General features: G+C 72.3%; 23 protein-coding genes. 16 read left to right on the forward strand and 7 right to left on the reverse strand.

From position 1 onward, the window contains the following. Nucleotides 1-20: 20 nt before the first annotated feature. From KF823_13920 to KF823_13970, 11 genes are all read left to right on the forward strand, one after another. Complete coding sequence (locus tag KF823_13920; GenBank protein MBX3727001.1) at nucleotides 21-578, forward strand: OmpH family outer membrane protein; 558 nt, start codon at nucleotides 21-23, stop codon at nucleotides 576-578. Beyond that, nucleotides 575-1600, forward strand: coding sequence for a UDP-3-O-(3-hydroxymyristoyl)glucosamine N-acyltransferase (gene lpxD, locus KF823_13925; protein MBX3727002.1), 1026 nt, complete (start codon nucleotides 575-577; stop codon nucleotides 1598-1600). The genes KF823_13920 and lpxD overlap by 4 nt, the downstream gene beginning before the upstream one ends. Next, the gene (gene fabZ / locus KF823_13930; GenBank protein MBX3727003.1) at nucleotides 1597-2055 is read left to right on the forward strand and encodes a 3-hydroxyacyl-ACP dehydratase FabZ; all 459 of its coding nucleotides are present in this window, start codon (nucleotides 1597-1599) and stop codon (nucleotides 2053-2055) included. The genes lpxD and fabZ overlap by 4 nt, the downstream gene beginning before the upstream one ends. Then, the gene (gene lpxA / locus KF823_13935) at nucleotides 2052-2822 is read left to right on the forward strand and encodes an acyl-ACP--UDP-N-acetylglucosamine O-acyltransferase (protein MBX3727004.1); all 771 of its coding nucleotides are present in this window, start codon (nucleotides 2052-2054) and stop codon (nucleotides 2820-2822) included. The genes fabZ and lpxA overlap by 4 nt, the downstream gene beginning before the upstream one ends. Before the next feature lie 164 nt (nucleotides 2823-2986). Next, entirely contained in the window at nucleotides 2987-4132 is a 1146-nt protein-coding gene (gene lpxB, locus KF823_13940; protein MBX3727005.1) for a lipid-A-disaccharide synthase, read from the forward strand. Next, the gene (locus tag KF823_13945) at nucleotides 4129-4785 is read left to right on the forward strand and encodes a ribonuclease HII (protein ID MBX3727006.1); all 657 of its coding nucleotides are present in this window, start codon (nucleotides 4129-4131) and stop codon (nucleotides 4783-4785) included. The genes lpxB and KF823_13945 overlap by 4 nt, the downstream gene beginning before the upstream one ends. A gap of 243 nt (nucleotides 4786-5028) precedes the next feature. Continuing rightward, nucleotides 5029-8688, forward strand: coding sequence for a DNA polymerase III subunit alpha (dnaE, locus tag KF823_13950; GenBank protein MBX3727007.1), 3660 nt, complete (start codon nucleotides 5029-5031; stop codon nucleotides 8686-8688). Between the two features lie 382 nt (nucleotides 8689-9070). After that, nucleotides 9071-10030, forward strand: coding sequence for an acetyl-CoA carboxylase carboxyltransferase subunit alpha (locus KF823_13955; GenBank protein ID MBX3727008.1), 960 nt, complete (start codon nucleotides 9071-9073; stop codon nucleotides 10028-10030). An 89-nt stretch (nucleotides 10031-10119) separates the two neighbouring features. Then, nucleotides 10120-11466 carry a tRNA lysidine(34) synthetase TilS gene (gene tilS, locus KF823_13960; GenBank protein ID MBX3727009.1) on the forward strand — a complete coding sequence of 449 codons (1347 nt, stop codon included), beginning with the start codon at nucleotides 10120-10122 and terminating at the stop codon, nucleotides 11464-11466. A 10-nt stretch (nucleotides 11467-11476) separates the two neighbouring features. After that, nucleotides 11477-11761 carry an exodeoxyribonuclease VII small subunit gene (locus KF823_13965; protein ID MBX3727010.1) on the forward strand — a complete coding sequence of 95 codons (285 nt, stop codon included), beginning with the start codon at nucleotides 11477-11479 and terminating at the stop codon, nucleotides 11759-11761. A 103-nt stretch (nucleotides 11762-11864) separates the two neighbouring features. After that, nucleotides 11865-12650, forward strand: a complete 786-nt coding sequence (locus KF823_13970; protein MBX3727011.1) for a polyprenyl synthetase family protein — start codon at nucleotides 11865-11867, stop codon at nucleotides 12648-12650. A gap of 18 nt (nucleotides 12651-12668) precedes the next feature. Here KF823_13970 and KF823_13975 read toward each other — a convergent pair whose 3' ends face one another. Both KF823_13975 and KF823_13980 read right to left on the reverse strand, forming a co-directional pair. Next, nucleotides 12669-13526: an ion transporter gene (locus tag KF823_13975; GenBank protein ID MBX3727012.1), complete on the reverse strand. Its 858-nt coding sequence runs from the start codon at nucleotides 13524-13526 to the stop codon at nucleotides 12669-12671. Nucleotides 13527-13665: 139 nt separating this feature from the next. Then, nucleotides 13666-14193 carry a nuclear transport factor 2 family protein gene (locus tag KF823_13980; protein MBX3727013.1) on the reverse strand — a complete coding sequence of 176 codons (528 nt, stop codon included), beginning with the start codon at nucleotides 14191-14193 and terminating at the stop codon, nucleotides 13666-13668. Nucleotides 14194-14423: 230 nt separating this feature from the next. Between KF823_13980 and KF823_13985 the strand changes: the two genes are divergently transcribed. Then, complete coding sequence (locus KF823_13985; protein ID MBX3727014.1) at nucleotides 14424-15443, forward strand: DUF11 domain-containing protein; 1020 nt, start codon at nucleotides 14424-14426, stop codon at nucleotides 15441-15443. A 118-nt stretch (nucleotides 15444-15561) separates the two neighbouring features. Here KF823_13985 and ychF read toward each other — a convergent pair whose 3' ends face one another. Further along, nucleotides 15562-16653: a redox-regulated ATPase YchF gene (gene ychF, locus KF823_13990; protein ID MBX3727015.1), complete on the reverse strand. Its 1092-nt coding sequence runs from the start codon at nucleotides 16651-16653 to the stop codon at nucleotides 15562-15564. Between the two features lie 640 nt (nucleotides 16654-17293). Further along, nucleotides 17294-17740 (reverse strand): MAPEG family protein, encoded by a 447-nt coding sequence (locus KF823_13995; GenBank protein MBX3727016.1) that lies wholly within the window; start codon nucleotides 17738-17740, stop codon nucleotides 17294-17296. A gap of 124 nt (nucleotides 17741-17864) precedes the next feature. Here KF823_13995 and KF823_14000 point away from each other — a divergent pair, with 124 nt between their 5' ends. Continuing rightward, nucleotides 17865-18917: an NAD(P)-dependent alcohol dehydrogenase gene (locus tag KF823_14000; GenBank protein MBX3727017.1), complete on the forward strand. Its 1053-nt coding sequence runs from the start codon at nucleotides 17865-17867 to the stop codon at nucleotides 18915-18917. 183 nt (nucleotides 18918-19100) lie between these two features. Here the strand turns inward: KF823_14000 and KF823_14005 are convergent, their stop codons facing one another. The 3 genes from KF823_14005 to KF823_14015 form a co-directional block, all read right to left on the reverse strand. Continuing rightward, nucleotides 19101-20414, reverse strand: a complete 1314-nt coding sequence (locus tag KF823_14005) for an amidohydrolase family protein (protein ID MBX3727018.1) — start codon at nucleotides 20412-20414, stop codon at nucleotides 19101-19103. Between the two features lie 5 nt (nucleotides 20415-20419). Continuing rightward, a complete protein-coding gene (locus tag KF823_14010; protein MBX3727019.1) occupies nucleotides 20420-21841 on the reverse strand; it encodes an amidohydrolase in 1422 nt (473 codons plus the stop codon). A 143-nt stretch (nucleotides 21842-21984) separates the two neighbouring features. Then, entirely contained in the window at nucleotides 21985-22224 is a 240-nt protein-coding gene (locus KF823_14015) for a DUF2007 domain-containing protein (GenBank protein MBX3727020.1), read from the reverse strand. Between the two features lie 328 nt (nucleotides 22225-22552). Between KF823_14015 and KF823_14020 the strand changes: the two genes are divergently transcribed. The 3 genes from KF823_14020 to KF823_14030 all read left to right on the forward strand — a co-directional run bounded on the left by KF823_14020 (nucleotide 22553) and on the right by KF823_14030 (nucleotide 25991). Continuing rightward, nucleotides 22553-24271, forward strand: coding sequence for a glutamine--tRNA ligase/YqeY domain fusion protein (locus tag KF823_14020; protein MBX3727021.1), 1719 nt, complete (start codon nucleotides 22553-22555; stop codon nucleotides 24269-24271). Then, nucleotides 24201-24875 (forward strand): TMEM165/GDT1 family protein, encoded by a 675-nt coding sequence (locus KF823_14025; protein MBX3727022.1) that lies wholly within the window; start codon nucleotides 24201-24203, stop codon nucleotides 24873-24875. Before KF823_14020 ends, KF823_14025 begins: the two co-directional genes overlap by 71 nt. A gap of 399 nt (nucleotides 24876-25274) precedes the next feature. After that, nucleotides 25275-25991, forward strand: a complete 717-nt coding sequence (locus KF823_14030) for a nucleoside deaminase (protein ID MBX3727023.1) — start codon at nucleotides 25275-25277, stop codon at nucleotides 25989-25991. Nucleotides 25992-26775: the final 784 nt, after the last annotated feature.

Consider the following 26775-nt stretch of genomic DNA (forward strand, 5'->3'; position numbering starts at 1 on the left):
GCAGGCCCACAGGCACGGACATGCCCCGCCCCACCGCCCCCGGCAGACGCGCGCGCCATCGCCGGATCGGACGGTGCCTGGCCCTGATGCTGGCGCTTGCCCTGGCGGGCGCCGCCGGCGCCCAGCAGGCGCGCATCGGCTACGTGGACCTGCAACGGCTGCTGGACAACGCGCCCCAGATGTCGGACTCCAGCGAGCGCCTGCGTGCCGAGTTCGACGAGCGCGACCGGGCGCTCAAGGCGGACGAGGCCCGGCTGGCCGGCCTCCAGGACCGGCAGCGCCGGGAGGCCGGCCTCGTGCCGCCGGACGCCAGCCAGGCCCTGGCCGCCGAGATCGACGCCCTGGAGCGACGGGTCAGGCGGACCCGTGAATCGCTGCGCGCCGAATTGCGCAGACGTGGCGAGGAGGAAACCGAGCAGCGCTGGCGCGAAGTCAACGAGGCGGTCGCGGCGTTCGCCCGGGACCAGGGCTACGACCTGATCGTCGCCAGCCCGGTGTTCTACGCCAGCCCGGCCATCGACATCACCGACCAGGTGCTTGCGCGGCTGCGCGCCAGCGCCGGACGACGGCAGCCGTGAACGATCCGAACTTCACCCTGGCCGATCTCGCCGAGCGGTTCGGCCTGGCCATCCATGGCGACCCCGGGACGCGCATCGACGGCGTGGCCACGCTCGCCTCGGCCGGTCCCACCCAGCTCGGCTTCCTGGCCAACCCCAGATACGGCCGTCAGGTCGCGAGCAGCCGCGCAGGCGCCCTGGTGGTGACCCCCGCGCTGGCGTCCGGGCTCGGCCGCCCGGCCCTGGCCAGCGACAATCCCGCCGCCACCTTCGCACGCATCGCCGGCCTGTTCGAGCGGCCGCCGCCGGCACCGCCGGGCATCCATGGCAGCGCCGTGGTCGACCCCGGCGCCGAGGTCGACGCGAGCGCCAGCATCGGCCCCCTGTGCACGGTCGCCGCAGGCGCCAGGATCGCTGCCGGCGCCGTGCTCGGTCCGCAATGCAGCGTCGGCCCGGACTGCGTGGTCGGCGAGGACAGCCGCCTGGTGGCGCGCGTGACCCTGGTCGCGCGCGTGGTGCTGGGTCGCCGGGTGATCGTGCACCCCGGGGCGGTGATCGGCGCCGACGGCTTCGGCCTGGCGATCGACCGCGGCGCCTGGCTCAAGGTGCCCCAGCTCGGCGGCGTCCGCATCGGCGACGACTGCGAGATCGGCGCCAACACCACCATCGACCGCGGTGCCCTCGACGACACCGTCCTCGAGGAGGACGTCCGTCTGGACAACCAGGTGCAGATCGCGCACAACGTGCGCATCGGCGCCCACACCGCCATGGCCGGCTGTTCGGCGGTCGCCGGCTCGACGCGCATCGGCCGCTGGTGCCTGGTCGGCGGCGCCGCCGGCATCGCCGGGCATCTGGAGCTGTGCGACCGGGTCACCGTCCTGGCCATGAGCATGGTCAGCCATTCCATCAGCGAGCCCGGCGAGTATGCTTCCGGGATTCCCGCGCAGGACAGCCGGCAGTGGCGACGCAACGCCGCCCGGCTGCGCAAGCTGGACCAGCTGGTCCGGCGCCTCGGGCGCGACGACAAGGACCAGGATCAATGAGCAAGCAGAACGCCCCGGTGGCGGACATCGAGCGCATCTTCAAGGCGCTGCCGCACCGCTACCCGTTCCTGCTGGTCGATCGCGTGCTGGAGTTCCAGGCCAGCAAGCGGCTGAAGGCCATCAAGAACGTGACCTTCAACGAACCGCATTTCACCGGGCACTTCCCGGACCACCCGGTGATGCCGGGCGTGCTGATCATCGAGGCGCTTGCCCAGGCCGCGGGCATGCTGGTCCAGCTCTCCGCGGAGAGCGATCCGGCCGCCCGGGCGTTGTTCTACCTGGTCAAGATCGACAACGCGCGGTTCAGCAAGCTGGTGGTGCCCGGCGACCAGCTGGTCCTGGACGTCGAGCAGACCCGGATGATCCGCAAGATGGGCCTCTACCACTGCGTGGCGACGGTCGACGGCGCCGAGGTGGCCTGCGCCGACATCCTCTGCGCCGAGCGCCCTGCATGATCCATCCCGGCGCCTTCGTCGATGCCACGGCGCGCCTCGGCGCCGGCGTGTCGATCGGGCCCGGCGCCGTGATCGGGCCCGACGTCGAGATCGGCGACGGCTGCTCGATCGGCGCGCATGCCGTGATCGCAGGGCCGACCCGGATCGGCCGCGACAACCGCATCCACCCCCATGCCGTGCTCGGCGGCGATCCCCAGGACAAGAAGTTCGCCGGCGAGCGGACCGAGCTGGTGATCGGCGACGGCAACGTCATCCGCGAGTTCTGCACGCTGAACCGCGGCACCGGCAATGGCGGCGGTGTCACCCGGATCGGCGACGACAACTGGCTGCTCGCCTACGTGCATGTCGCCCACGACTGCCAGGTCGGCAGCCACTGCATCTTCTCCAACAATGCCGCGCTCGCCGGCCACGTGACCGTCGGCGACCATGTCGTACTGGCCGGCTATACCCTGATCCACCAGTTTTGCCGGATCGGCGATCACGCGTTCACGGCGATGGGTGCGAAGATCAACGCCGATGTGCCGCCCTTCGTGCTGGTCGGCGGCGAATACGCGGTGCCGCGCGGCATCAATGCAGAGGGCCTCAAGCGCCGGGGCTTCGACGCCGGCCAGATCCGGGCCATCCGTCGCGCCTACAAGACGCTCTACAACAGCGGCCTGCCGCTGGCGCAGGCCACCGAGGAACTCGCGCGCATGGCCGCCGAAGAGCCGGCGGTCGGCGTCATGGTCGACTTCCTCGGACACTCCACGCGCTCGTTGCTGCGCTGAGCGCCGGTGAACAGCAGCGCACGGACATTCCGCAAGGCAGGCGACGAAGTCGCCTCGCATCCGGCGCCGACCGGGCCTGACCGACAAGATCCGCCAGTCGCCGCGCCGGGGATGCCGCGGTGAACACCGGCGCGGCAGGCAGCGCAGACAACCGTCCGCCCCGGATCGCCCTGATCGCCGGGGAGGCCTCCGGTGACCAGCTCGGCGGCGAGCTCGCCTCGGCGCTGGCGGCGCGCTGGCCCGGCGCGCAACTGGCCGGCGTCGGCGGTCCGAGGATGGCCGCAGCCGGCGTCCAGCTGTGGTCCGACTACGCGCCGCTGGCGGTGATGGGCCTGTTCGAGGTGCTGCGCCACCTGCCCCGCCTGCTCCGTTTCCGCCGGTCCCTGCTGGCGCGGCTGGCGGACTGGCGACCCGATCTGGTGGTCGGCATCGACGCACCGGATTTCAACCTGGGCCTGGAAGCGCGCATGAAGCGCGTCGGCGTCGCCACCGCGCACTACGTCAGCCCCTCGGTGTGGGCCTGGCGGGAGCGGCGTGCCGCGCGCATGGCGACCAGCGTCGACCGCGTTTTGTGCCTGTTTCCGATGGAGCCGGCGATCTATGCCCGCCATGGGGTCGATGCGCGCTTCGTGGGCCACCCCCTGGCCGACCGCTTTCCGCACCGGTCCGACCGCGACGCGGCGAGGCAGGCGCTCGGCGTCGAGCCTGGCGCCGCCGTGCTTGCCGTGCTGCCGGGCTCGCGGCTGGGCGAGATCCGCCGGCTTGCACCGCCCTTCCTGGCCGCGGCCCGGGCGCTGCGCGCGGACCGCCCGGACCTGGCCGTTCTGGTGCCAGCGGCCAACCCGGCCTGCCGCGCCGCCCTGGAACAGTTGCTGACGGCGGGATCCGACCCCGGCATCCGCCTGGTCGACGGCCAGGGGCATGCGGCGCTGGTGGCCAGCGACGTCGTCCTGCTGGCGTCCGGCACCGCGGCCCTGGAAGCGGCCCTGGCCAAGCGGCCGATGGTGGTCGGCTACCGGATCGCCGGCGCCACCTACACCCTGGTCCGGGCCCTGCGGCTGCTGAAGATCAGCCGGTTCTCCCTGCCCAACGTGCTGGCCGATGCGGCCCTGGTGCCGGAACTCATCCAGCACGACTGCGAGCCGCTGCGCATCCGCGCGGAGCTCGAACGCTTGCTGGACCAGGCCGAAGCCCGCGACCGCCAGGTGGCGGGCTTCGATGCGATCCATGCCCGGCTGGGCGCCCCCGGCGGCAGCGCCGCGGCCGCGGCGGCCGCGCTCGACGACCTGCTGGGACGCACGCGGCCATGACCGACACCGGCCATCGCGCGTCGGATCCCGGCGACGAGCTCGCGGGGCGTGCAGGCGGCTCCGGGGAAGATCTGGTCGCCGGTGTCGACGAAGCAGGACGAGGGCCCCTGGCGGGGCCGGTCACGGTCGCGGCGGTGATCCTGCATCCACGACGGACGATCGCCGGGCTGGCCGACTCCAAGGTGCTGACCCCGGCCCGCCGCGAACGGCTGGCCCTGGCGATCCATGCCGAAGCGCTCGCCTGGGCGGTGGTCGAGGTCGAGCCGGAGGAAATCGATCGCTGCAACATCCTGGCCGCAACCCTGGCTGGCATGGAACGCGCCCTCCGGGCGCTGCCGGTTGCGCCGGCGATGGCCCTGATCGACGGCAACCGTTTGCCACCCGGCCTGCCCTGCGCGGCGCGCGCGATCGTCGGAGGCGACCGCAGCGAGCCCGCGGTGTCCGCCGCCTCCATCCTGGCCAAGGTGCACCGAGACCGGCGGATGGTCGAGCTCGATGACCGCCATCCCGGCTACGGATTCGCCGTTAACAAGGGCTACCCCACCGCCGACCACCTGGGTGCCCTGGCGCGCTTGGGCCCCTGCCCGGTCCACCGGCGCAGCTTCGCGCCGGTCCGTGCCTGCCTGGTCCAGGCGCTGCCGCTGCCCCCGTAGCCGACCATTGCGTCGAAGCCAGTCGACGGCGGCGGCGCACGCGCTCCCGGCGAACGGCCGGCGGAAATCAGTGCTGGCGCCACCGGCGCGACCAGGCGTGCGCCCGTGGCGGCCGTGTCTGGCGCGGCTGAGCGCGGCCCGGTCGGGGCGCGCGCCGCCTTCGGATACCGGATGCCGATCCGCGGCACCTGCTCGGCCGCTGTCGGGCCTGGGCCGCAAATCGAATGGGCTATCATCCGGGCAATGGCGCGGCCGTTCGTCCACCTGCACGTCCACAGCGAGTTCTCCCTGGTGGATTCGACGATCCGGCTGCCCGGCAAGCCCGAGCTGGGCCTGCCGAAAAAGGCGGCCGACCGCCCGAACCTGGTCAGCCGGAGCGTCGAGCTGGGCACCCCGGCGGTCGCCCTGACCGACGAGGCCAACCTGTTCGGCCTGGTCAAGTTCTACCGCGCCTGCGAGACCGCCGGCGTGCAGCCGATCGCCGGCTGCGACCTGCGCCTGGCGCCGGTCCGCGAACACGACCGGCCGGCGCGCGCCACCGTCCTGTGCCGCAACACCGCTGGCTACCGGGCGCTGTCGCGCCTGCTGACCCGCGCCTGGCTGGAAGCGCCGCGGGTCGACGACCTGCCGGTGCTGCCGCCCTCGTGGCTGGTCGAGCAGGGCGACGACCTGTTCGTCCTGCTCGGGCCGGCCAGCAATGTCGCCAGCAGCCTGGCTGCCGGACGCGAAGGCGAGGCGGTGAAACTCCTGGAGCGCTGGCAGCGGCGCTTCGGGGATCGCCTCTACCTGGAGGTCAGCCGAACCGGCCGGGCCCAGGAAGCGCTCTGGGAAGGCCCGGCGCTGGATCTGGCCGCCAGCGCGGGTCTGCCGGTCCTGGCCAGCAGCGACGTGCGCTTCCTGGACCAGGACGACTTCGAGGCGCACGAGGCGCGCGTGTGCATCGCCAGCGGCCGCGTGCTGGGCGATCCCCGGCGGCCGCGCGAGTACAGCGCCGGCCAGTACCTGCGTTCGCCATCCGAGATGGCCGAACTGTTCGCGGACCTCCCCGAGCTGCTCGACAACACTGTGGAACTGGCCCGGCGCTGCACGCTGGAGCTGGCCCTGGGCACCTACCACCTGCCGGCCTTTCCGGTACCGGAAGGCCAGACCCTGGACAGCTGGATCCGCCACGAGGCGGACCGCGGCCTCGACGAACGGCTGAGGGCGGCCGCGCCGGCGCACGGCCACGGGGCCGACGACTACCGGCAGCGCTTGCGGCGCGAACTGGACGTGATCGTCCAGATGGGGTTCCCCGGCTACTTCCTGATCGTCGCCGACTTCATCAACTGGGCCAAGCGCAACGACATTCCGGTGGGCCCCGGCCGCGGCTCGGGCGCCGGCTCGCTGGTCGCCTGGTCGCTGGGCATCACCGACCTCGACCCGATCCCGTACGACCTGCTGTTCGAGCGTTTCCTCAATCCGGAACGTGTGTCGATGCCCGACTTCGACATCGACTTCTGCATGGACCGGCGCGACGAGGTGATCGACTATGTGGCCCACAAATACGGCCGCGACCAGGTCAGCCAGATCATCACCTACGGCACCATGGCCGCCAAGGCCGTGGTGCGCGACTGCGGCCGCGTGCTTGGCCACCCTTACGGCTTCGTCGACGGCATCGCCAAGCTCATCCCGATGACCCTGGGCGTCACCCTCGACGACGCGTTGGGCCGCTCGGAAAAGGCACAGGCCGACCGCGACCTGGCCAGCGCCGAGCTGATCGCCCGCTACCGCGACGAGGACGAGGTCCGCGACCTCCTCGACCTGGCCCTGAAACTGGAGAACCTGGCGCGCAACGCCGGCAAGCACGCCGGCGGCGTGGTGATCGCGCCGGCGCCGCTGAGCGAGTTCTGCCCCCTGCACGCCGAGCCGGGCGGCCACAACCCGGTCACCCAGTTCGACAAGGACGACGTCGAGGCGATCGGCCTGGTCAAGTTCGACTTCCTGGGCCTGCGCACGCTGACCATCGTCGACTGGGCGGTGAAGTCGCTCAACCAGCGGCGCGCCGCCGCCGGCGAGCCGTCGGTGGACCTGGCACGGCTGCCCCTGGACGACCGCGAAAGCTACGAACTGTTCGCCCGCGGCGACACCGTCGCCGTGTTCCAGTTCGAGTCCGCTGGCATGCGCAAGATGCTCAAGCAGGCGCTGCCGGACCGCTTCGAGGACCTGATCGCCCTGGTTTCGCTGTTCCGGCCCGGGCCCATGGACCTGATTCCGGACTTCGTCGAGCGCAAGCACGGGCGTCAGCGCGTGGAGTACCTGGATGCCCGGATGGAACCGATCCTGGGGCCGACCTACGGGATCATGGTCTACCAGGAACAGGTGATGCAGATCGCCCAGGCCCTGGGCGGCTACTCCCTGGGCGGCGCCGACCTGCTGCGCCGGGCGATGGGCAAGAAGAAGCCCGAGGAGATGGCCAAGCAGCGGGAGATCTTCCGGAGCGGCGCGCAGGCCAACGGCATCGCGCCGCACGTGGCGGACGCGGTGTTCGACCAGATGGAGAAGTTCGCCGGCTACGGCTTCAACAAGTCGCACGCCGCCGCCTACGCCCTGGTCGCCTACCACACCGCCTGGCTGAAGGCGCACCATCCGGCCGACTTCATGGCCGCCGTGCTGTCTTCGGACATGGACAAGACCGAGAAGCTGGTCGGCTTCATCGACGAGACCCGCGCCATGGGCCTGGCACTGCAGCCGCCCCACGTCAACCAGTCCGGCTTCCGGTTCCAGGCCCTGGACCGGCAACGGATCGGCTACGGTCTGGGCGCCATCCGCGGCGTCGGCCAGGGTGCGGCCGAGGCGATCATCGCCGCGCGCGAGAGCGGTGGCGCCTTCGACGACCTCGCCTCGCTGTGCCAGCGCGTCGACCCCGGCAAGCTCAACCGCCGGGTGCTGGAGACCCTGATCCAGGCCGGCGCCTGCGACGGCCTGGCGGCGAACCGGGCGACGCTGATGGCGCAGCTCCCGGAGGCGATGCGCCTGGCCGAGCAGGACCAGGCAAACCGCGCCGCGGGCCAGCACGACATGTTCGGCATGCCCGTCGCGGGCAGTGCCGGTCCCGGCCTGTCGACGCCCACCCAGGCCGACTGGCCGCTGCGGCAACGCCTGGCCGCCGAGCGGGAAACGCTGGGCTGGTACCTCAGCGGCCATCCCACCAGCGAATACCGGACGATCCTGGAACAACTGGTGCCGACGCCGGTGGGGCGCATCGAGGAACTGCTCAAGGCCGCCGGGCCGGCGCGTGGCGATTTCCGGCAGGGCGAGGGCGGCGGAGCCCGCGGCGTGCCCGTGGTGATCGCCGGGCTGGTCACCGAGGTCCGCCCGCGCGGCGATGCCAGGGCGTTCGTGCCGATCGAGGACTGGAGCGGCCGCATCGAGGTCAGCTTCTTCCGGGAGAGCTGGCTGGACAACGCGCCGCGGCTGTCCCGCGACCGCATCGTCCTGGTCGAGGGCATGCTCGCGCCCGACCACTTCAACGGCGGCGTGCAGGTGCGCGGGCGGCACGTCATCGATCTCGACGAGGCGCTCGACCGCCATGCCCAGACCCTGCTGCTGGATCTCGACGGCGACGCCGACCTGTCCGCGGTGCTTGCCGAACTGCGCGCCGCCGGCACCGGCCCCTGCGCCCTGCGCCTGCGCGTTCGCACCTGCGCCGGACGCGGCGACCTGATGCCCGGACCCGACTGGGGGCTGCGCATGCGGACCGACCTGCTCGACCGCCTGCGCAGCCTGCCCGGAGTCACCGGTCTGGAGCTTCGGGTGCGTCGGGCCGGTCAGCTCGGCAACGGACACGGACACGGCGGCGTTCGCGCCGCCGCTCCGGTCGAGTCCGAGGATGCGCTGGCGGAGCGGCTGGCGCAGGCGCAGTAGGCCGGGCGTTCCAGGAGGGTCCATGGCGAGGCCGTCGAGGTCGCGTCGTGGCCCCGGCAGCGCCCCGCTCGACCCTGGCGCTGCGGTTGCCACGGGGCCGCTCCAGCCAACACGAGCAGGGGCGTGTCCTGGCGCGGAGATCGGCGGCCGTTGTTGCGGCTTCCCGAATCCCCCGTGGGCAAATCACGCCGGCCAGGTCCGCCCCCCGGCGTTAGGTTGCGAAGCCTCCGTCCCGGTCGCTTTTCGAGCCCCCCGGCGACGCCTGGCCGTCCGGAGCGGGGCCCGGCGGGTCGCAGCCGCCCCTGGCAGCGGCCGGGCTGGCTGGCCGGGCGCATCGGGGCCCCGCTGGTATACTCGCCCGCTGGTCCCGACCCGCCCGCCGATGAATCCGAACGTCCTCGATTTCGAGCAGCCGATCGCCGAACTTGAGGCGAAGATCGCCGATCTTCGCCAGACCAGCCACGGCAGCTCGGTCGACATCGACGACGAGGTGGGCAAGCTCAAGGCCAAGCTCGAGGCGCGCACGCGGCAGATCTTCTCGGCGCTCACGCCCTGGCAGGTGGCGCAACTCGCCCGCCATCCCGCGCGCCCCTACACGCTGGACTACCTGGGACGGATCTGCGAGGAGTTCCAGGAACTGGCCGGCGACCGCGCCTACGCCGACGACCCCGCGATCGTCGGCGGCCTGGCCCGCATCGACGGCCGCGCCGTGGTCGTCATCGGCCACCAGAAGGGCCGCGACACCAAGAGCAAGATCCGCCGCAACTTCGGCATGCCCAGGCCGGAGGGCTACCGCAAGGCGCTGCGCCTGATGGAACTGGCCGAGCGTTTCGGCCTGCCGGTGCTCACCTTCATCGACACGCCCGGCGCCTATCCCGGGGTCGGCGCCGAGGAACGCGGCCAGTCCGAGGCGATCGCCCGCAACCTGCTGGTGATGTCGCGCCTGCGCGTGCCGGTGGTGTGCACGGTGATCGGCGAGGGCGGCTCCGGCGGCGCCCTGGCGATCGGCGTCGGCGACCGCACCTTGATGCTGGAGAACGCCACCTATTCGGTGATCTCCCCGGAGGGCTGCGCCTCGATCCTTTGGAAGACCGCCGAGAAGGCCAAGGACGCCGCCGAGGCCCTGGGCATCACCTCCGCCCGCCTGCTCGAACTGGGGCTGGTCGACCGGGTGCTGCCCGAGCCGCTGGGCGGCGCCCACCGCGACCCCAACGGCATGGCCGACCGCCTGAAGGAGGCGTTGCTCGAGGAGCTCGCGGCGCTGGAACGCCTGACCCGCGACGAACTCGTGGCGCAGCGCTACGCCCGGCTGCGCGGCTACGGCGCGCACCTGGGCGACTGACGTGGCGGCAGCCCCCCGCAGCCGGGGAGCACCTCCTGCAGGCGGCGCTCCCCGGCCCGTGGCGCTGCGCTGAGGCGCCGGCGCCGGCCATGGCCATCGATCCCTCCGACCTGCTGGCGCGCGGCCTGGCCGACCTGCCGGAGGGACCCTTGAGGGTCGGCTTCAGCGGTGGGCTGGACTCCACGGTGCTGCTCCACGCCCTGGCGGCGCTGCCGGCGGCCCGCCGGCGCGGCCTGGCGGCGATCCACGTCGACCATGGCCTGCATCCGGCGTCGTCCGGCTGGGCCGCGCACTGCGCCCGCGTCTGCGCGGACCTGGACGTGGCCCTGCACACCCGGAAGATGACCGTCGTGGAAGCCGGTCGGGGGCTGGAAGCTGCCGCGCGGGAAGCCCGTTGGCAGGCTTTCCGCGACGACTGCGAAGAGGGCGCCGTGCTGGTGCTTGGCCACCATCTCGACGACCAGGCGGAGACGGTCCTGCTGCGCCTTCTGCACGGCGCCGGCGCGACCGGCCTGTCGGCGATGGCCGGCTGGCGCGATGGTGGCTCCGACGGACTCCGGGTCTGGCGACCCTGGCTGGGCGACGAGCCGGCCGGTCGGCCTGGCATCGATCGCCAGACGCTGGCGGCGTGGGCGACCGCCCGCGGTCTGTCCTGGGTCGAGGATCCCGGCAATCTCTCACCCCGTTTCGAACGCAACCATCTGCGCGAGGTGGTCATGCCGGCACTGCGCCAGCGCTGGCCGGATGCGGCCGCCGCCCTCTCGCGCAGCGCCCGGCGCCTGGCCGATGCGCGCGACCTGGAACGCGCCACCGGGGCTGACCTGCTGGAACGGGCACGGGGTCCGGATCCGCGCGTGCTCGCCTGGCCGGCACTGGCCGGCGCCCCGCGTCCAGCGCGCTGGGCGGCGCTGCGCCTATGGCTGTCGGCGCTGGACATCCACGACATCGGCGCCGACCGCCTGGCACGCGTCGAGCGGGAGCTGGCCGGCGCCGCGGTCGATGCCTCGCCCCGCCTGGTCCTGCCTGGCGCGGTCCTGCGCCGATACCGGCAGTACCTGTACCTGCTGCCGCCCGGGGGCGACCAGCCGCTCGATTACGCGATCGACTGGGACGGCCGGCAACCGCTCGAGCTGCCCTGCGGGCAGCTGCTGCTCGACCCCCAACCCGCCACCGCGCTGGCCATGCAGGTCCGCTCGCGGCGCGGCGGCGAGGCCTTCAGGCTGACGCCGGGCGGTCCGACCCGACCCTTGCGCCTGGTGCTCCAGGAGCAGGCGGTGCCGCCCTGGCAGCGCGCGCGTTGGCCGGTGCTGTGGCTGGACGGCACGGCGGCGGGCTTTGCCGACCTGGTCGCCTCCGCCGCGCTGTCCGCCCGCCTGGCGCAGTCCGGCAGCGTGCTGCGCTTCGAGCCGATTGACCGGATGCCGGAGCGCGTTTAACGTGACGGCCATGGCCCGAACCAGCCCCGCCAGCGCCCCTGCATCAACGCCGGGCCTCGACGCCCCCCTGCCGGTCGCCGATTTCGAATCGGCGCTGGGCGAGCTCGAGACCCTGGTCGGCCGGATGGAGGAGGGCGAGCTGGGCCTCGACGACTCCCTGGGCGCATTCGAGCGCGGGATCGCGCTGTACCGGCAATGCCGCAGCGCGCTCGACCAGGCCGAGCTGAAGGTGCGCCAGCTGCTCGATCCGCTCGATCCGGACAGCGCCACGCCGTTCGACGCCGATCCTTCCTGAGCCGCGCGCACCGGTGGCGGACCTGCTCGATGCGCTGAGCGCACGCTGCGACGACGCCCTGGCCCGGCTGCTGCCCGGCGGCGAAGGACGCCTGGAACAGGCCATGCGCTACGCCGTCCTCGGGGGCGGCAAGCGCCTGCGGCCGCTGCTGGTCTACGCCAGCGGCCAGGCCTGCGGCGTGCCGCTGGCGCGGCTTGATTCTGCCGCCTGCGCGGTCGAGCTGATCCACGCCTACTCGCTGGTCCACGACGATCTGCCGGCGATGGACGATGACGACCTGCGCCGCGGCCGGCCGACGGTGCACCGCGCCTTCGACGAGGCCACCGCCATCCTGGCCGGCGACGCCCTGCAGGCGCTCGCCTTCGGGACGCTGGCCGGCGGCCTGGCGGCCGGACTGCCGGCGCCGGTGGTCCTGGCGCAGACCGTGGAACTGGCGCGCGCCAGCGGCGCCCTGGGCATGGTCGGCGGCCAGGCGCTGGACCTGGCCCTGGTCGGCCGGGATGCCGACCTCGCCACCCTGCGGGAGATGCATGCGCTCAAGACCGGTGCGCTGATCCTGGCGGCGGTGCGCCTGGGCAGCCTGGCCGCGGCCACCGCCGACCCCGCGCGGGACTCGGCGCTGGACCAGTACGGCCGCGATCTCGGCCTGGCCTTCCAGATCCAGGACGATGTGCTCGACGAGACCGGCGACAGCGCGGTGACCGGCAAGGCGGTCGGTGCCGACCGCGCCCGTGGCAAACCCACCTTCACCTCCCTGCTCGGCGTCGGAGCCGCCCGCCGCCACGCCGACGAACTGATCGCCGGCGCGCTGCAATCGCTGTCCCGCGCCGGCGGCGAAACCGCCGCGCTGGAGGCGCTGCTGCGACGCCTTGCCGACCGCCGCGCCTGAGCCTGCGCCGCGCGCGGCTCAGGCCGACGGACCGGAACTGCGGTCGAGGAACCGGCGCAACTCGCCGACCTCGCGGCGCAGATGGACGATCTGCGCCGCCAGGCCTTCGGCCTCCTCATGGGTGATCGCCCGCAGCGTCTGTTCGGTCTCCGCCTTCTCCTCGGCATGCATCTTCTGCATGGTGTCGACGATGATCGCGATGAACAGATTGAGGATGGTGAAGGTGGCGACCAGGATGAACGGCACGAAGAACGACCAGGCCCAGGGATGCACCGCCATCACCGGGCGCACGATGCCCATCGACCAGCTTTCCAGGGTCATGATCTGGAACAGGCTGTACAGCGAGGCGCCGAGCGTCCCGAACCACTCCGGAAAGTCGGGACCGAACAGCTTGGTGGCGATCACCGCGAACACGTAGAAGACCAGCAGCAGCAGGCCGCCGATGGCGCCGATGCCGGGCACCGCCGCGAGCAGCGCACCGACCACGAAGCGCAGGCGCGGCATCAGCGAGATCAGGCGCAGCACGCGCAGGACGCGCAGCGCGCGCAGCACCGACAGCGGTCCCGCCGCCGGGACCAGGGCGATGCCGACCACGACAAGGTCGAACACGTTCCAAGGGTTCCGGAAGAACCTGGGACCGAACGCGAACAGCTTGACCAGCAGCTCGACCACGAACACGCCGAGCACCGCGCGGTCGGCCAGCACCAGCCAGTCGCCCCAGGACGCCATTGCGCGCGCCGAGGTCTCCAGGCCCAGGGTGACCGCGTTGACCAGGATCAGGACGATGATGAAACCCTGGATGCGCGGCGACTCGATCCAGGCGCCAAGGCGGGAGCGCAGCCCGGCGGGGGCGACGGCGGGGACGGCAGCGGTCATGGCGCACTCGGCAGCGGAATCCGGGGGCGGATTCTATCCCGGCCCACCCGCGTGAAGGCGCCCGGGGCGGGCGGTCAGGGCGGCAGGTCGCCCCGCGATGGCGATACCGGGCAAGCCGGCGCAGCCGTCAGGTGCGAGGTTACAGTCGCCGGGTGATCGCCCGTATGCCCCAGCCCAGCACCGGCACGTACTGGAACAGCCCGTGCGCCGCATTCCAGTAGTCCTGGTGGTAGGCCACCCGACCGTCCGCCGCGAGTCGCAAGTGGCTCATGCCGGCGCTCCAGGTGTCCTGCCCCCTGGCGAAGCGGCGGAAGCGGATCATCATCCGCCAGCGCAGCAGGTGCTCGCCGGCATCGGAGCGGACGACCTCGTCGATGGCCACCTGGCAGTCCTCGGTGGCGCGCGCCCCGTCGATCAGATAGGCGCGTAATGCGGCGATGCCGCGGACGGTCTTCAAGGTGTCGTCGAACACCACGTCAGGGTGGTAGACGCCGTCGGCCAGGCGCTCGATCCGGTCTTCGCGCAGGCCGGCGAAGAGTTCGGCGAAGCGGGCCAGGCCATCGCGCTCGGCAGGACTGCCCGCTGCGGGCGGCTGCGGGTGGGCGCGGCGCGCGGCGGCAAGCAGGGTCAGGGTCCGGTCGGCGGCGTGGAGATCGTCGGAATCCATGCGCCAAGGCTAGGCAGACCGATGTGAAGGCCGCGGCGAGACCGGGCAGGTCCTGGAACCCCGGTTCAGGTTCGTGTCCCGTACGGAACCTTGCCCGCCCGGCCCGGCCGGACCCAGCAGGATCGCACCGCCCTACGGCCCGACAACTGTCGATCAGTTCGCGGAAACCACCCGCCGGCCTTCGATAGGCTCCCGGATGTGCCGAGAGGGCACCGGTGGGGGACACAACCATGATGAGGAACACGCTGGCGGGCCTGCTTGCCCTGGCCACGGCGGGCGGCGCCACGGCCGCGGAGGTGACCGTGAAGAACGACTCGCTGACCGACTTCGGGACGGCCATCATCGTCACCGGCTTCATTTCCGGTGGCGCGGCCGGCTCGTGGCTGACCTCGCCGTGCGCGGGCAACATCGTGGCCGTCCAGGTGTTCTGGCGTTCGCAGTCCGGCACCGCCGCGCCCATCATCCACGAGGCGGTGCGCATCCACCGCGCCGGCACCTTCCCGACACCCGGCGTCGTGGTCGAGACGGTGGGTGGTCCGGTGCTGACCGACGGCGTACTGAACGAGTGGCGCTACACGGACGAGAACAGTGTCATCCCGATCCTGGTCCCGGTCGCCCAGGACGAGACGTTCGTGGTGGCGCTCACCTTCGACGAGGCGCCGCCGCTCGTGGTCGGCCCGAGCGTGGTGCGCGACACCAACGGCATCCTGCCCGGACGGAATTCGATCTATTCGAATTTCGGCGCCGGCTTCGAGTGGCGCAGCGCCGAAAGCCTGGGCGTCGCCGGCGACTGGGTGATCCGGGCTGTGGTCGACTGCCAGGCCGCCAGCACCGAGGCGGATGTCGCGGTGGGTCTTGCCGCCCACCCGTCGGCCTACACCGCGGGTGCCCCGCTCGCCTACACCCTGGTGGTCAGCAATGCCGGGCCGGCCGCGGCGCCCGGCACCACCGTGGTCGACCTGTTCCCGGCCGCCTTCACCGGGGCGACCTGGACCTGTGCGGCGACGGGGGGCGCCAGTTGCGCGGCAGCCGGCAGCGGCAACATCACCCAGCTGGTCAACCTGCCGCCCGGCGGGCAGGTCGTGTTCAACGCGACCGGGACGGTCGCGCCCGGCACGCTCGGGCCCATCGCCAACACCGCCACCGCCGTGCTCGGCGCCGGCCTGACCGACCCGGTGCCGGGCAACAACACCGATTCGGTGGTGGTGGAGCCCGACAACGACCTGATCTTCGCCCACGGATTCGAGTGATCGGCCACCGGCCGGGCGGGGCTGCAAGACTGCCCCGCCAGCCCTTTCAGAGCGCTGAGAATGCGGTCGTCTGCCTGTTTCCCAGCCTGCGTGGCGCGCCACGCAGGCCTGAGAGTCGTCAGACGTTGAAGCGGAAATGCAGGACGTCGCCCTCCTGCACCACGTAGTCCTTGCCTTCCAGGCGCAGGCGCCCGGCTTCCTTGCAGCCGGCCTCCCCGCCCAGCCGCACGAAGTCGTCGAAGGCCATGGTCTCGGCGCGGATGAAGCCCTTCTCGAAATCGGTGTGGATCACACCGGCGGCCTGCGGCGCGGTGGCGCCCTTGCGCACGGTCCAGGCCCGGACCTCCTTGACGCCTGCCGTGAAGTAGGTCTGCAGGCCCAGCAGCCGGTAGCCGGCGCGGATCACGCGGTTGAGGCCGGGCTCGTCCAGGCCGAGGTCCTTGAGGAACTCGTCGCGGTCGGCGTCGTCGAGCTGGGCCATCTCCTCCTCGATGGCGGCGCATACCGGCACCACCTCGGCGCCCTCGGCGGCGGCGCGGGCGCGCACCGCGTCCAGGTGCGGGTTGTCGGAGAAGCCGTCCTCGCGGACGTTGGCGATGTACATCAGCGGCTTCAGGGTGAGCAGGAACAGGTCGCGCACCAGGGCGCGCTCCTCCTCGTCCAGCCCGGCGCTGCGCGCGCTGCGGCCCTCGGCGAGCGCAGCCTGCAGCTTCGCCAGCACCGGGCGGCGCGCCATCGCCTCCTTGTCGTTGGCCTTGGCGGCGCGCTCGGCGCGGTTCAGCGCCTTCTCGACCGACTCCAGGTCGGCCAGCGCCAGCTCGGTGTCGATGGTGTCGATGTCCGACAGCGGATCGATGCGCCCGGCGACATGGACGATGTCCGGGTGCTCGAAGCAGCGCACCACGTGGGCGATCGCATCGACCTCACGGATGTGCGCCAGGAACTTGTTGCCCAGGCCCTCGCCCTTGCTGGCGCCGGCGACCAGGCCGGCGATGTCGACGAACTCGATCGAGGTCGGGATCACCTTCTGCGGCTTGACGATGCCGGCCAGCTGGCCCAGCCGGGGATCCGGCACCGGCACCACCCCGACGTTGGGGTCGATGGTGCAGAACGGAAAATTTGCCGCCGCGATGCCGGCCTTGGTCAGCGCGTTGAAGAGGGTCGACTTGCCGACGTTCGGCAGGCCGACGATGCCGCATTTGATGCCCATGATCGTGTCCGGAAGGCGCGGGCCGCGGGGCGCAGCCGTGCAAAGCCGGCCATGGTGGCGGATGGGGGGCGTGGGGGCAAGTTGGTGGGGGCCGGGACCCGGGACTCGGGACTCGGGACTCGGGACTCGGGACTCGGGACTCGGGACTCGGGACTCGGGACTCGGGACTCGGGACCCGGGACTCGGGACCCGGGACCCGGGACTCGGGACTCGGGACTCGGGGTTGGGGACCGGGGACCGGGGACCGGGGACCGGGGAGCGGGGAGCGGGGACCGGGGAGCGGGGAGCGGGGATCGGGGACCGGGGATCGGGGATCAGGGATCGGGGAGCGGGGACCGGGGACCGGGGAGCGGGATCGGGGATCAGGAGTGGGAAAACAAGGGGGGGGGTGACTAGCGGCGGAAGCGGTGGGGGTTGGGCGGGTCCGGCTCTGGCCGCTTCTGAATCTCAATCCAGTCACGGGCCGGATGAAAAGACACCCTCTGCTGGATTCGGCGGACACGGCGCTCGATGCGGCGGCAGCCGAGGAGGTCGCGCTGCCGTACTGCTCCGCTTGCACCGGCCTGGCCACCGACGAGAAGTTCCGGGTCCCGGGTCCCGGGTCCCGAGTCCCGAGTCCCGGTTTCCCCATTAGCGACAATCAGGCGCCGCGCAGATCCCACAGAGCCCAGGCAGCGACCGCGGTCAGGGCGATCAGCGGCAGGGTGGACAGCACGAACAGGGCGAACCGGCTCGGGATGTGGTTGCACAGCGACTGGACCAGGCTGTGGGCGACGCGCAGGCCGACGTAGGCCCAGGCCAGGGCCAGGACCCAGGTGTCGCCGCGACCGAGCAGCGCCAGGCTGATCGCCACCGCATAGAACAGCGTGGGCTGCTCCATCAGATGGTTGTAGTTGTCGGCCTTCCAGCGCACCTTCGCCGGCAGGGTCGCCATCTGGGCGCCACGCGGCGCCATCGGGTCCGGCCGCATGCGAGCGTCACGCATCGCCGGCAGCCGGGTCGCGTACATCCAGGCCCAGACCACCAGGCTCCAGGCGACCAGGGCAAGCACAGGTCCGAGCAGTTGCGGGGCGATCGGTGTGTCCATCGGGGGCTCCTCAAGGCGGCCCCATTCTGCCGCAGCCCGCCCGCGGCCACGCCTGCGCCAGCCCTCGCACCGCGGTGCTGCGACTGTGCCAAGCTGGCGACGTCACCGACCCGAGAAACCCACCATGACCGTGCACGCCTACGGCGCCCATGCCGCCGACCAGCCCCTGACCCGGATGGCCATCGAGCGCCGGGAGCCCGGCCCGCGCGACGTGGTCATCGACATCGCCTGGTGCGGGGTCTGCCACTCCGACCTGCACACGGTGCGCTCGGAATGGCCGGGCACCCTGTATCCCTGCGTACCCGGTCACGAGATCGTCGGAACCGTGGCCGCGGTCGGCGCCGAGGTCGCCCGCCACAAGGTCGGCGACACCGTCGGGGTCGGCTGCCTGGTCGGCAGCTGCCGCCGCTGCGCGAGCTGCGGCCAGGGCCTTGAGCAGTACTGCGAGAACGGCTTCGTCGCCACCTACAACGGCCCCTGCCACGAGGCGCCCGGGCACACGCTGGGCGGCTACGCGCAGCGCATCGTCGTCGACGAGTCCTTCGTGCTGGCGATCCGCCACCCGGCCGACCAGCTCGCCGCGGTGGCGCCGCTGCTGTGCGCCGGCATCACCACCTACTCGCCGCTCCGGCACTGGCGCGTCGGCCCCGGCCAGACGGTCGGCATCGCCGGCATCGGCGGCCTGGGCCACATGGGCATCAAGCTCGCGAAGGCGATGGGCGCGCACACCGTGGCGTTCACGCGCAGCGCCGACAAGCGCGAGGCCGCCCTGGCGCTGGGCGCCGACGAGGTCGTGTTGACCGGCGATCCCGGGGCGATCAAGGCCCATGCCGGGCGCTTCCATTTCATCCTCGACACCATCGCCGCCAGCCACGACCTGGATCCATACACCAGCATGCTGCGCCGCGACGGCACCCTGTGCCTGGTCGGCGTGCCCGAGCATGGCCATCCCTCGCCGGGGGTCTTCAACCTGGTGTTCGGGCGCAAGGCGATCGCCGGCTCGCTGATCGGCGGCCTGCCGGAGACCCAGGAGATGCTCGACTTCTGCGCCGAGCACGGCATCGTCGCCGACATCGAGGTGATCGCCGCGAACCAGATCGAGGACGCCTACGCGCGCATGCTGCGCAGCGACGTCAAGTACCGCTTCGTGATCGACTGCGCGACCCTGGCCGGCTGAACCGGCCGGTCCGCGACCGCGTCGCCTGCGCGACGCTGTCCCCCGCCCCGTTGCCCGCCTTGCCGGACGCCGCCGCGGGCGGCATCGTCAGGGTCGCCAGCGCAGCGCGTCCACGCTCGAATGGCCGCGGGCCTGACCATCCGACCGGGCCCGCCGCAAGGGCGGATCCCGGTCGCTTGTTCCTCATCGGCTGCCGGAGTAGGCCCGCGGCAGCGCCCCGGCCGGCGCCAGATAGCGGTCGCGCAGCTCGGTCTGCCGCGAGCGCATCGGGATCGCGCGGCCGGCGAAGAACACCTGCCGGGCGACGCTGGTCACTTCCAGCGGGTCGCCGGTCCAGAGCACCAGGTCGGCGCTGCGGCCGACCTCGATGCGCCCATGGCGGTCGCCGACGCCGAAGGCCTGCGCGGGCACCGCAGTCAGGCCGGCCAGCCCGGCCTCCCAGGGCAGGCCGTTGGCGACGGCGTTGCCGGCCAGCTGGCGAACCTTGCGGGCGTTGTGGGTGGCGTCGCCGCCCTGGCTGAAGGCCACCGGCACACCGGCGGCGTGCAGGCGCGCGGCATTGTCCAGGCGGGCGCCGAGCTGGTCGAAGTTGCTGGGCAGGTTGTTCAGCGCGTCGAGCAGCACCGGCGCCTTCGCGGCGGCCAGCTCGGTGGCGACCATCCAGGCCTCGGTGCCGCCGGCGATCACCGGCTGCACGCCCATGCGCTGCGCCAGCGCCAGGGTCTGGCGGATGTCGCTGGCGCGGTCGACATGGAACACCACCCGACCACCGCGCAGGTAGCGCGACAGCGTTTCGCGGCCCAGGGGCGTCAGCAGGCCGTGGCTGGGGACCATCGGCATCATGCCCGGCGACGGCGCCGGACGCGCCTCGCGCAGGGCCTGCTCGAGCAGCATGTACTGGCCGGCACGGCTGCCGCCAGACAGCGTCGAAGCATCGGCGCCGAGGTTGATGAACAGGCTGCGGCTGCCTTCCAGCTCGGCGTCGAAGCGGCCGTCGAGGACGACCGCGGCCCCCTGCCCGGCCAGGAAGCTGCCGCCGGCGACGGTGCCCGGCGCCAGCACGGTCCAGCCGATGCCGGCGACGCGGTTGACGCCGATCGCCGCCGAGCGCGGGTTGAAAGCCGGCATCAGGTCGAACTCCGGGCGCCAGGCCGGCTCGTGCGCGGGCACGTTCTGCGGCGACATCAGCGCCAGGTTGCCATCGACGGTCGAAGCCTCGCCGCTGACCTCCTCGATGCCCAGGCCACTGAGGCCGCCGAACAGCACGGGCGTCAGCGACAGGCCGGCGGCGTCGACCACGGCGACGCCTTCCGGCGCCGTCAGCCCGGCACCGATGGCGGCGACCCGGCCGCCACGCACCAGCACGTCGGCGCGCTCCAGGGTGCCGGCCTCGGCGACGGTGTGCACGCGGGCGTCGCGGATCAGAACGTCCTGCGCCGACGCCGTGTGGGTGAGGGCTAGCGCCGCCGCGGCGGCTGCCAGGGTCCTTGCGAGCATGGCGATCATCGTGCGCCCTCCTGGCCGAGCATGAAGTCCGACAGCGGCTGCCTGCGCGGATCGGCGCGGTCGTACAGCAGCACGCCGTCGACGAACACCTGGTCGGCCTTCGCGTAGACGCTGAACGGGTTGCGGTCCCACAGCACGACGTCGGCCATCATGCCGGCCTCCAGGGTGCCGGTGCGCGACTCGATGCCCAGCGAGCGCGCGGCGTTTCGGGTCAGCCAGGTGATCGCCCGCTCCGGCGGAATGTCCATGCCGGCCTCGGCGGCGTGCGCCATGACCTTGGCCGCCTCCTGGTTGAGCCGCTGGATGCCCTCGGAGGAATCGGAGTGGACGATCGCGCAGCCGCCCTCGGGACGGTCGACCAGGGCGATGTTCTCGTTGATGGCGTCGTAGGCCTCCATCTTGAAGCCCCACCAGTCCGCCCACAGCGCGCCGCAAACGCCTTCCTGCGCCAGGGTGTCGGCCAGCTTGTAGGCCTCGACGCCATGGTGGAAGGCGGCGATCCGGAACTCGAACTCGCGCGCCAGGTCGAGCATCACCGCCATCTCGTCGGCGCGGTAGCAGTGCACGTGCAGCAGGATCTCGCCGTCGAGCACGCCGACCAGGGTCTCAAGGCGCAGGTCGCGCTTGGGCGTGTCGAGCGGACCGCCGCCGCCCACCGGCGGGGCATCGCTTCTGCCGCGGCGGCGCGGCTGCGACTCGCCGTCGCGCTGGCGCTGCGAATGACGCTGCAGGGTGCGCCGGTATTCGCTGGCCTCCTGGAAGGCCGCGCGATAGCCTGCGACGTTGCCCATCCGGGTCATCGGCGCCTGGCCGCGGCCGCCGTAGAAGCGCTTGGGGTTCTCGCCGCAGGCCATCTTCAGGCCCTGCGGCGCGTCCGGGAACTTCATCTCCTGGTAGGTCACCGCCGGCACGTTCTTGAGGGTGACGCCGCGGCCACCGATCAGGTTGCCCGAGCCGGGCAGGATCTGCAGGGCGGTGACGCCGCCGGCCAGCGCCGTGTGGAAGCCCGGGTCCTGCGGCCACACCGCGTGCTCGGCCCAGACCTGCGGTGTCGCCGGGCTGGTCATCTCGTTGCCGTCGCTGTGCGCCTGCATGCCCGGCGAGGGATACACGCCAAGGTGCGAGTGCACGTCGATCAGCCCGGGCGTCACCCACTTGCCGCGGCCGTCGATCTCGATGGCGCCGGCCGGCGCGGACAGGCCGCTGCCGATACGCTCGATGCGGCCGTCGACCAGCAGGATGTCGGCCTGTTCCAGGCGCTCGCCATTGCCGAGCAGGGCGGTGGCGCCGCGGATCAGGGTGGGCGGATGGGCGGCGGGCTGGTAGCTGCTGCGCCAGGCATCGGCCGGTGCGGCCAGCAGCGCCGGGCAGGCACACGCCGCGAGCGCGGCGGCGAGCCAACGGGAAGTGGAGGTCATGGCGATCCGTTAGTGGGCAAAGAACCTGCGACGCTAGCGCCTCGCCTGCGACCGTGCCAGCCGGCACCCGCAGTGGGCCGACCAGACGCCCGCGCCGGGCGCCCAGACGAAGCGCCCGCGGCCAGCCGCGCGCCCGGCCGGGATCAGGCCTCGATGTCGCCGCCGCCCTGGTCCTCGACCAGGCCCCATTCGCGCAGCAGCGCCAGCGCCCGCAACGCCTGCCGCGAATCCACCATCAGCGCGTACAGCCCGAACGCCGGCAACTCGCCCAGGCCGCCACTGAGGTGCTCCCCGGCCAGGTGACAGGCGATGCCCTCGTCCTGCAGGCGCATGCGCGCAAGCTGGCCTTCGATCAGGGTCGGCGGATGCCAGATGGTGTCCATCGCGCAAGCCTAGCCCACCCGCCGCCACGACGCGTGCCGACAGCCTGTCCGGCCCCGACCTGCCCGCCACCACAGCGTCCACGGACAACCGTGAGCCAATCAGTTGCCCTGTTCCGTGTTCCGTGTTCCGTGTTCCGTGTTCCGTGCTCCGTGCTCCGTGCTCCGCGCTCCGTGCTCCGTGCTCCGAGTTTCGATCCTCCACCCCGACCTTCGGTTCCCAGTCCCTGGTCCCTGGTCCCCGGTCCCTGGTCCCCGGTCCCCGGTCCCCGGTCCCCGCTCCCGAGTCCGGTAGAATTGCGACCCCTTTCAAGGTCGACCGCGCCCCCGCATGAGCGCCGAACCCCGCAACGATTTCATCCGCCAGATCATCCGCGACGACCTGGCCAGCGGTCGGCACCAGGCGATCCGCACGCGCTTCCCGCCCGAGCCGAACGGCTACCTGCACATCGGCCACGCCAAGTCGATCTGCCTGAACTTCGGCCTGGCCGACGAATTCCCCGGCGTGTGCAACCTGCGCTTCGACGACACCAATCCAGCCCGCGAAGACCCCGAGTACGTGGAGGCGATCAAGGAAGACGTGCGCTGGCTGGGCTTCGAGTGGTCCGAACTGCGCCACGCCTCGGACTACTTCGAGGTGCTCTACCTGGCCGCCGAGAAACTGATCCGCCAGGGCGACGCCTTCATCTGCGACCTGAGCGCCGACCAGGTGCGCGAGTACCGCGGCACCCTCACCGAGCCGGGCCGGCCGTCGCCGTTCCGCGAGCGCAATGTCGAGGAGAACCTCGACCTGTTCCGGCGCATGCGCGCCGGCGAGTTCCCCGACGGCGCGCGCACCCTGCGCGCCCGCATCGACATGGCCAGCGGCAACATCAACCTGCGCGATCCGGCCCTGTACCGCATCAAGCACGTGCCCCACCAGAACACCGGCGACGCCTGGTGCATCTACCCGATGTACGACTTCGCCCATGCCCTGAGCGACGCCATCGAGGGCATCAGCCACTCGCTGTGCACGCTGGAATTCGAGGACCACCGGCCGCTGTACGACTGGTGCGTGGATCGCGTCGGCCTGCACCAGGATGCGGCGCTGCTGGCGCCCCTTCGCGACCGCGGCCTGCCCGACCAGGCCGCCAAGCCCCGCCAGATCGAGTTCTCGCGCCTCAACATCAACTACACGGTGATGAGCAAGCGCAAGCTGATGGCCCTGGTCCAGGAGGGCCTGGTCGGCGGCTGGGACGATCCGCGCATGCCCACCCTGCAGGGCATGCGGCGGCGCGGCTGCACGCCGGCTTCGCTGCGCCTGTTCGCCGAGCGGATCGGCGTGTCCAAGCAGAACTCGGTGATCGACTTCTCGGTGCTGGAGGGCTGCGTGCGCGAGGATCTCGACACCAGCGCGCCGCGGGCGATGGCGGTGATCGAGCCGCTGCGCCTGGTCATCGACAACCTGGCCGAGGATCACGAAGAGTCGCTCGTGTTCGCCAACCACCCCAAGGACGCGTCCTTCGGGCAGCGCCAGGTGCCGTTCGCGCGCGAGCTGTGGATCGAGGCGGCGGACTTCATGGTCGACCCGCCCAAGGGCTTCCACCGCCTGGTGCCCGACGGCGAAGTGCGACTGCGCGGCGTCGGCATCGTGCGCTGCACCGGCGTGGAGCACGACGGCGACCAGGTGACCGCCGTGCATTGCACGCTGGACCCGGACACCCGTCCCGGCGGCCCAGGCACCGACCGCAAGGTCAAGGGCACCATCCACTGGGTCAGCGCCCGTCATGCCACGGCCGCGACCTTCCGGCTGTACGACCGTCTGTTCAAGGTCGCTGACCCGGACGACGAGTCCGGGGGGCTGGGCTACCGCGACCACCTCAATCCGGATTCGGTGCGCGAGCAGCGCGGCTGGGTGGAACCGGGCGCGGCCGGTGTGACGCCGGAGTCGCGACTGCAGTTCGAGCGGCTGGGCTATTTCGTCGCCGACCGTCGCGACCATGCGCCGGGGGCGCCGGTGTTCAATCGCACCGTCACCCTGCGCGACACCTGGGCGCGGGCCGCGGGCTGACCCGGTCGCGGCCGGCCCGATCGTCGTGGACGTCTTCCTGATCGCCACCGGCCTTGTTGCGCTGGCCGAGATCGGCGACAAGACCCAGCTGCTGTCCTTGCTGCTGGCGGCGCGCTACCGCCGGCCCTGGCCGATCATCGCCGGCATCGCCGTGGCCACCGTGCTCAACCATGCCCTGGCCACCGCGGTCGGCGCCCTGCTCGCGCAGTGGCTCGACCCGCAGGTGCTGCGCTGGCTGGTCGGCCTGGCGTTCCTGGCGATGGCCCTGTGGGCCCTGCACGCCGACCATCTCGACGAGGGCAAGGTCGCCAGCGCCAGCCGGCTGGGTGTGTTCGGCCTGACCGTGGTGGTGTTCTTCCTGGCCGAGATGGGCGACAAGACCCAGCTCGCCACGGTGGCGCTGGCAGCGCGATTCGACGAGGCAGCCTTCGCGGTGGTCGCCGGCACCACGCTGGGCATGCTGCTCGCCAACGCGCCGGTCGTGTTCACCGGGCACTGGCTGCTGCAGCGCCTGCCGATGGCCTGGGTCCGGCGGCTGGCGGCGCTGGCCTTCGCGGTGCTTGGTATCCTCGTGCTGCTGGCGCCCGGCGGCGCCGGCGGCTGATCGGCCCGGCTGCGACCACTCCGCAGCCCCGTCGGCCACCCTTTTTTGGCCGCGTTGCCCGCGACCGACCCTGACTGCGAGCCCGCCCATGCGTCCCTACCGTTGCCTGGTGATCCTCGTGCTTGCGCTGCTGGCCGTCGGCTGCAGCGCAGGCAGCCGCGACCGCGACGCGGCGGTGCCGGTGCCCGACTTCGCCGCCGCGCCGCCCCCGCCCCCGCTCGAACAGCCGGTGCCGCACGCTGGCCTGGATTCGCCGCCGCTGGCCGGTTACGCAGGGCTGCGCTTCGATTGCAGCGAGGACGCGCAGTGCACCGTCATGGATGTCGGCAACTGCTGCGGCTACTACCCGGCATGCGTCAACAGCGACTCGCGCCCCGATCCCGGCGCGGTGTCGCGCGAATGCGCCGAGCGCGGCCTGGCCGGCATCTGCGGCTTCCCGGTGATCGAGGCCTGCGCTTGCGTCGCCAATCGCTGCGAGGCGCGCGGCCCCGACCCGGACGGCAACCTATCGGGCGACCAGGCCCCGCCCGAAGGCGGAGCCGACCCCCGGTGAGCACGTCCCTGCCGCAGGTGGTGTCGCTGCGCCTGCCCGGGTGGGTGGCAGACCAGGTCGGCGGCGCCGCTGTCGCCGGCGACGAGGCCAAGGTCGCACTGGCCATCGCCCTGGCCGGCGGCAATGTCCGCCACGGCACCGGCGGACCGTTCGGGGCCGCGGTGTTCGACCCGGACGACCGCCTGGTCGCGGCCGGCGTCAACCTGGTGCTGCCGCAGTCCTGCTCGGTGGCCCACGCCGAGATCATCGCCTTCATGCTGGCCCAGCAGACCACCGGCCGCGCCCGCCTCAACGAGACCGGTACGGGCTGGACCCTGGCGACCTCGGCGCAGCCGTGCTGCCAGTGCTACGGCGCCACGTTCTGGGCCGGCATCGACACCCTGCTGATCGGCGCGCGCGCCGAGGATGTCATGGCGCTCACCGAGTTCGACGAGGGCCCGCTGCCGGCCGACTGGACCGGCGAACTGGAACGACGCGGCATCGCCGTACGCCGAGACATCGCTCGGGAGGCGGCCTGCGCGGTGCTGGCCGACTACGGAAGACAGGGCGGCGCCCGCTACTGAGCCAGACCTGACCGCACCGGACGCGGATCGTCTCGCCGGGGTCCGCCACCCCTGCCGGCCTGGGCGCAGCACCGCACGTCTCACCCGCTGGCGGGCATGACGCAGCGCCGCACTTGTCCTCTTTCCCGCACCTGATTGGCGTCGTGTTTCAGCTCGCTGCCAGGCGGCGTGTCGCCGATGCGACGGCGCCGCACTTCGCCCATCCCCGGCCTGCGGGGGAGGGGTGGGGGAGAAACCTCTGCAGCTCGCTGCGCTGCCCGCTTGTACCCGGAACCGGGGCGGCTTGGCGACCGTCAGGGTGCTTTGCACCCCAAGAAGTTCGGCTCAAAGTCAATGATTCCAAAAAGGTCCCGGGTAGGGCTCTCCCCGGACCAGTGCGCGCCGCCGCGACGGCAACGATCCAGATCATGGCAAGTGCCGGCCCTCTCCCCCGGCCCCTCTCCCAGAGGGAGAGGGGAGCACAGCGCGCCGCGCTTCCCGAGTCCCGGATCGCGAGCCCCGGATCCCGAGCCCCGGGTCCCGAGTCCCGAGTCCCGAGTCCCGAGTCCCGAGTCCCGAGCTGGCGACGGCACCGCACTTCTCCCCTCCCCCGCTTGCGGGGGAGGGGCGGGGAAGAGGCCCGTCCGGGCCAGCGCGCGCCGCCGGGCCGGCAACGATGCAAATCATGGCAAGTGCCGGCCCTCTCCCCCGGCCCCTCTCCCAGAGGGAGAGGGGAGCACAGCGCGCCGCGCTTCCCGGGTCCCGAGTCCCGAGTCCCGAGTCCCGAGTCCCGAGCTGGCGACGG

The organism is Lysobacterales bacterium (assembly GCA_019634735.1).
In the GTDB taxonomy this organism is placed as follows: Bacteria; Pseudomonadota; Gammaproteobacteria; order Xanthomonadales; family UBA2363; genus Pseudofulvimonas.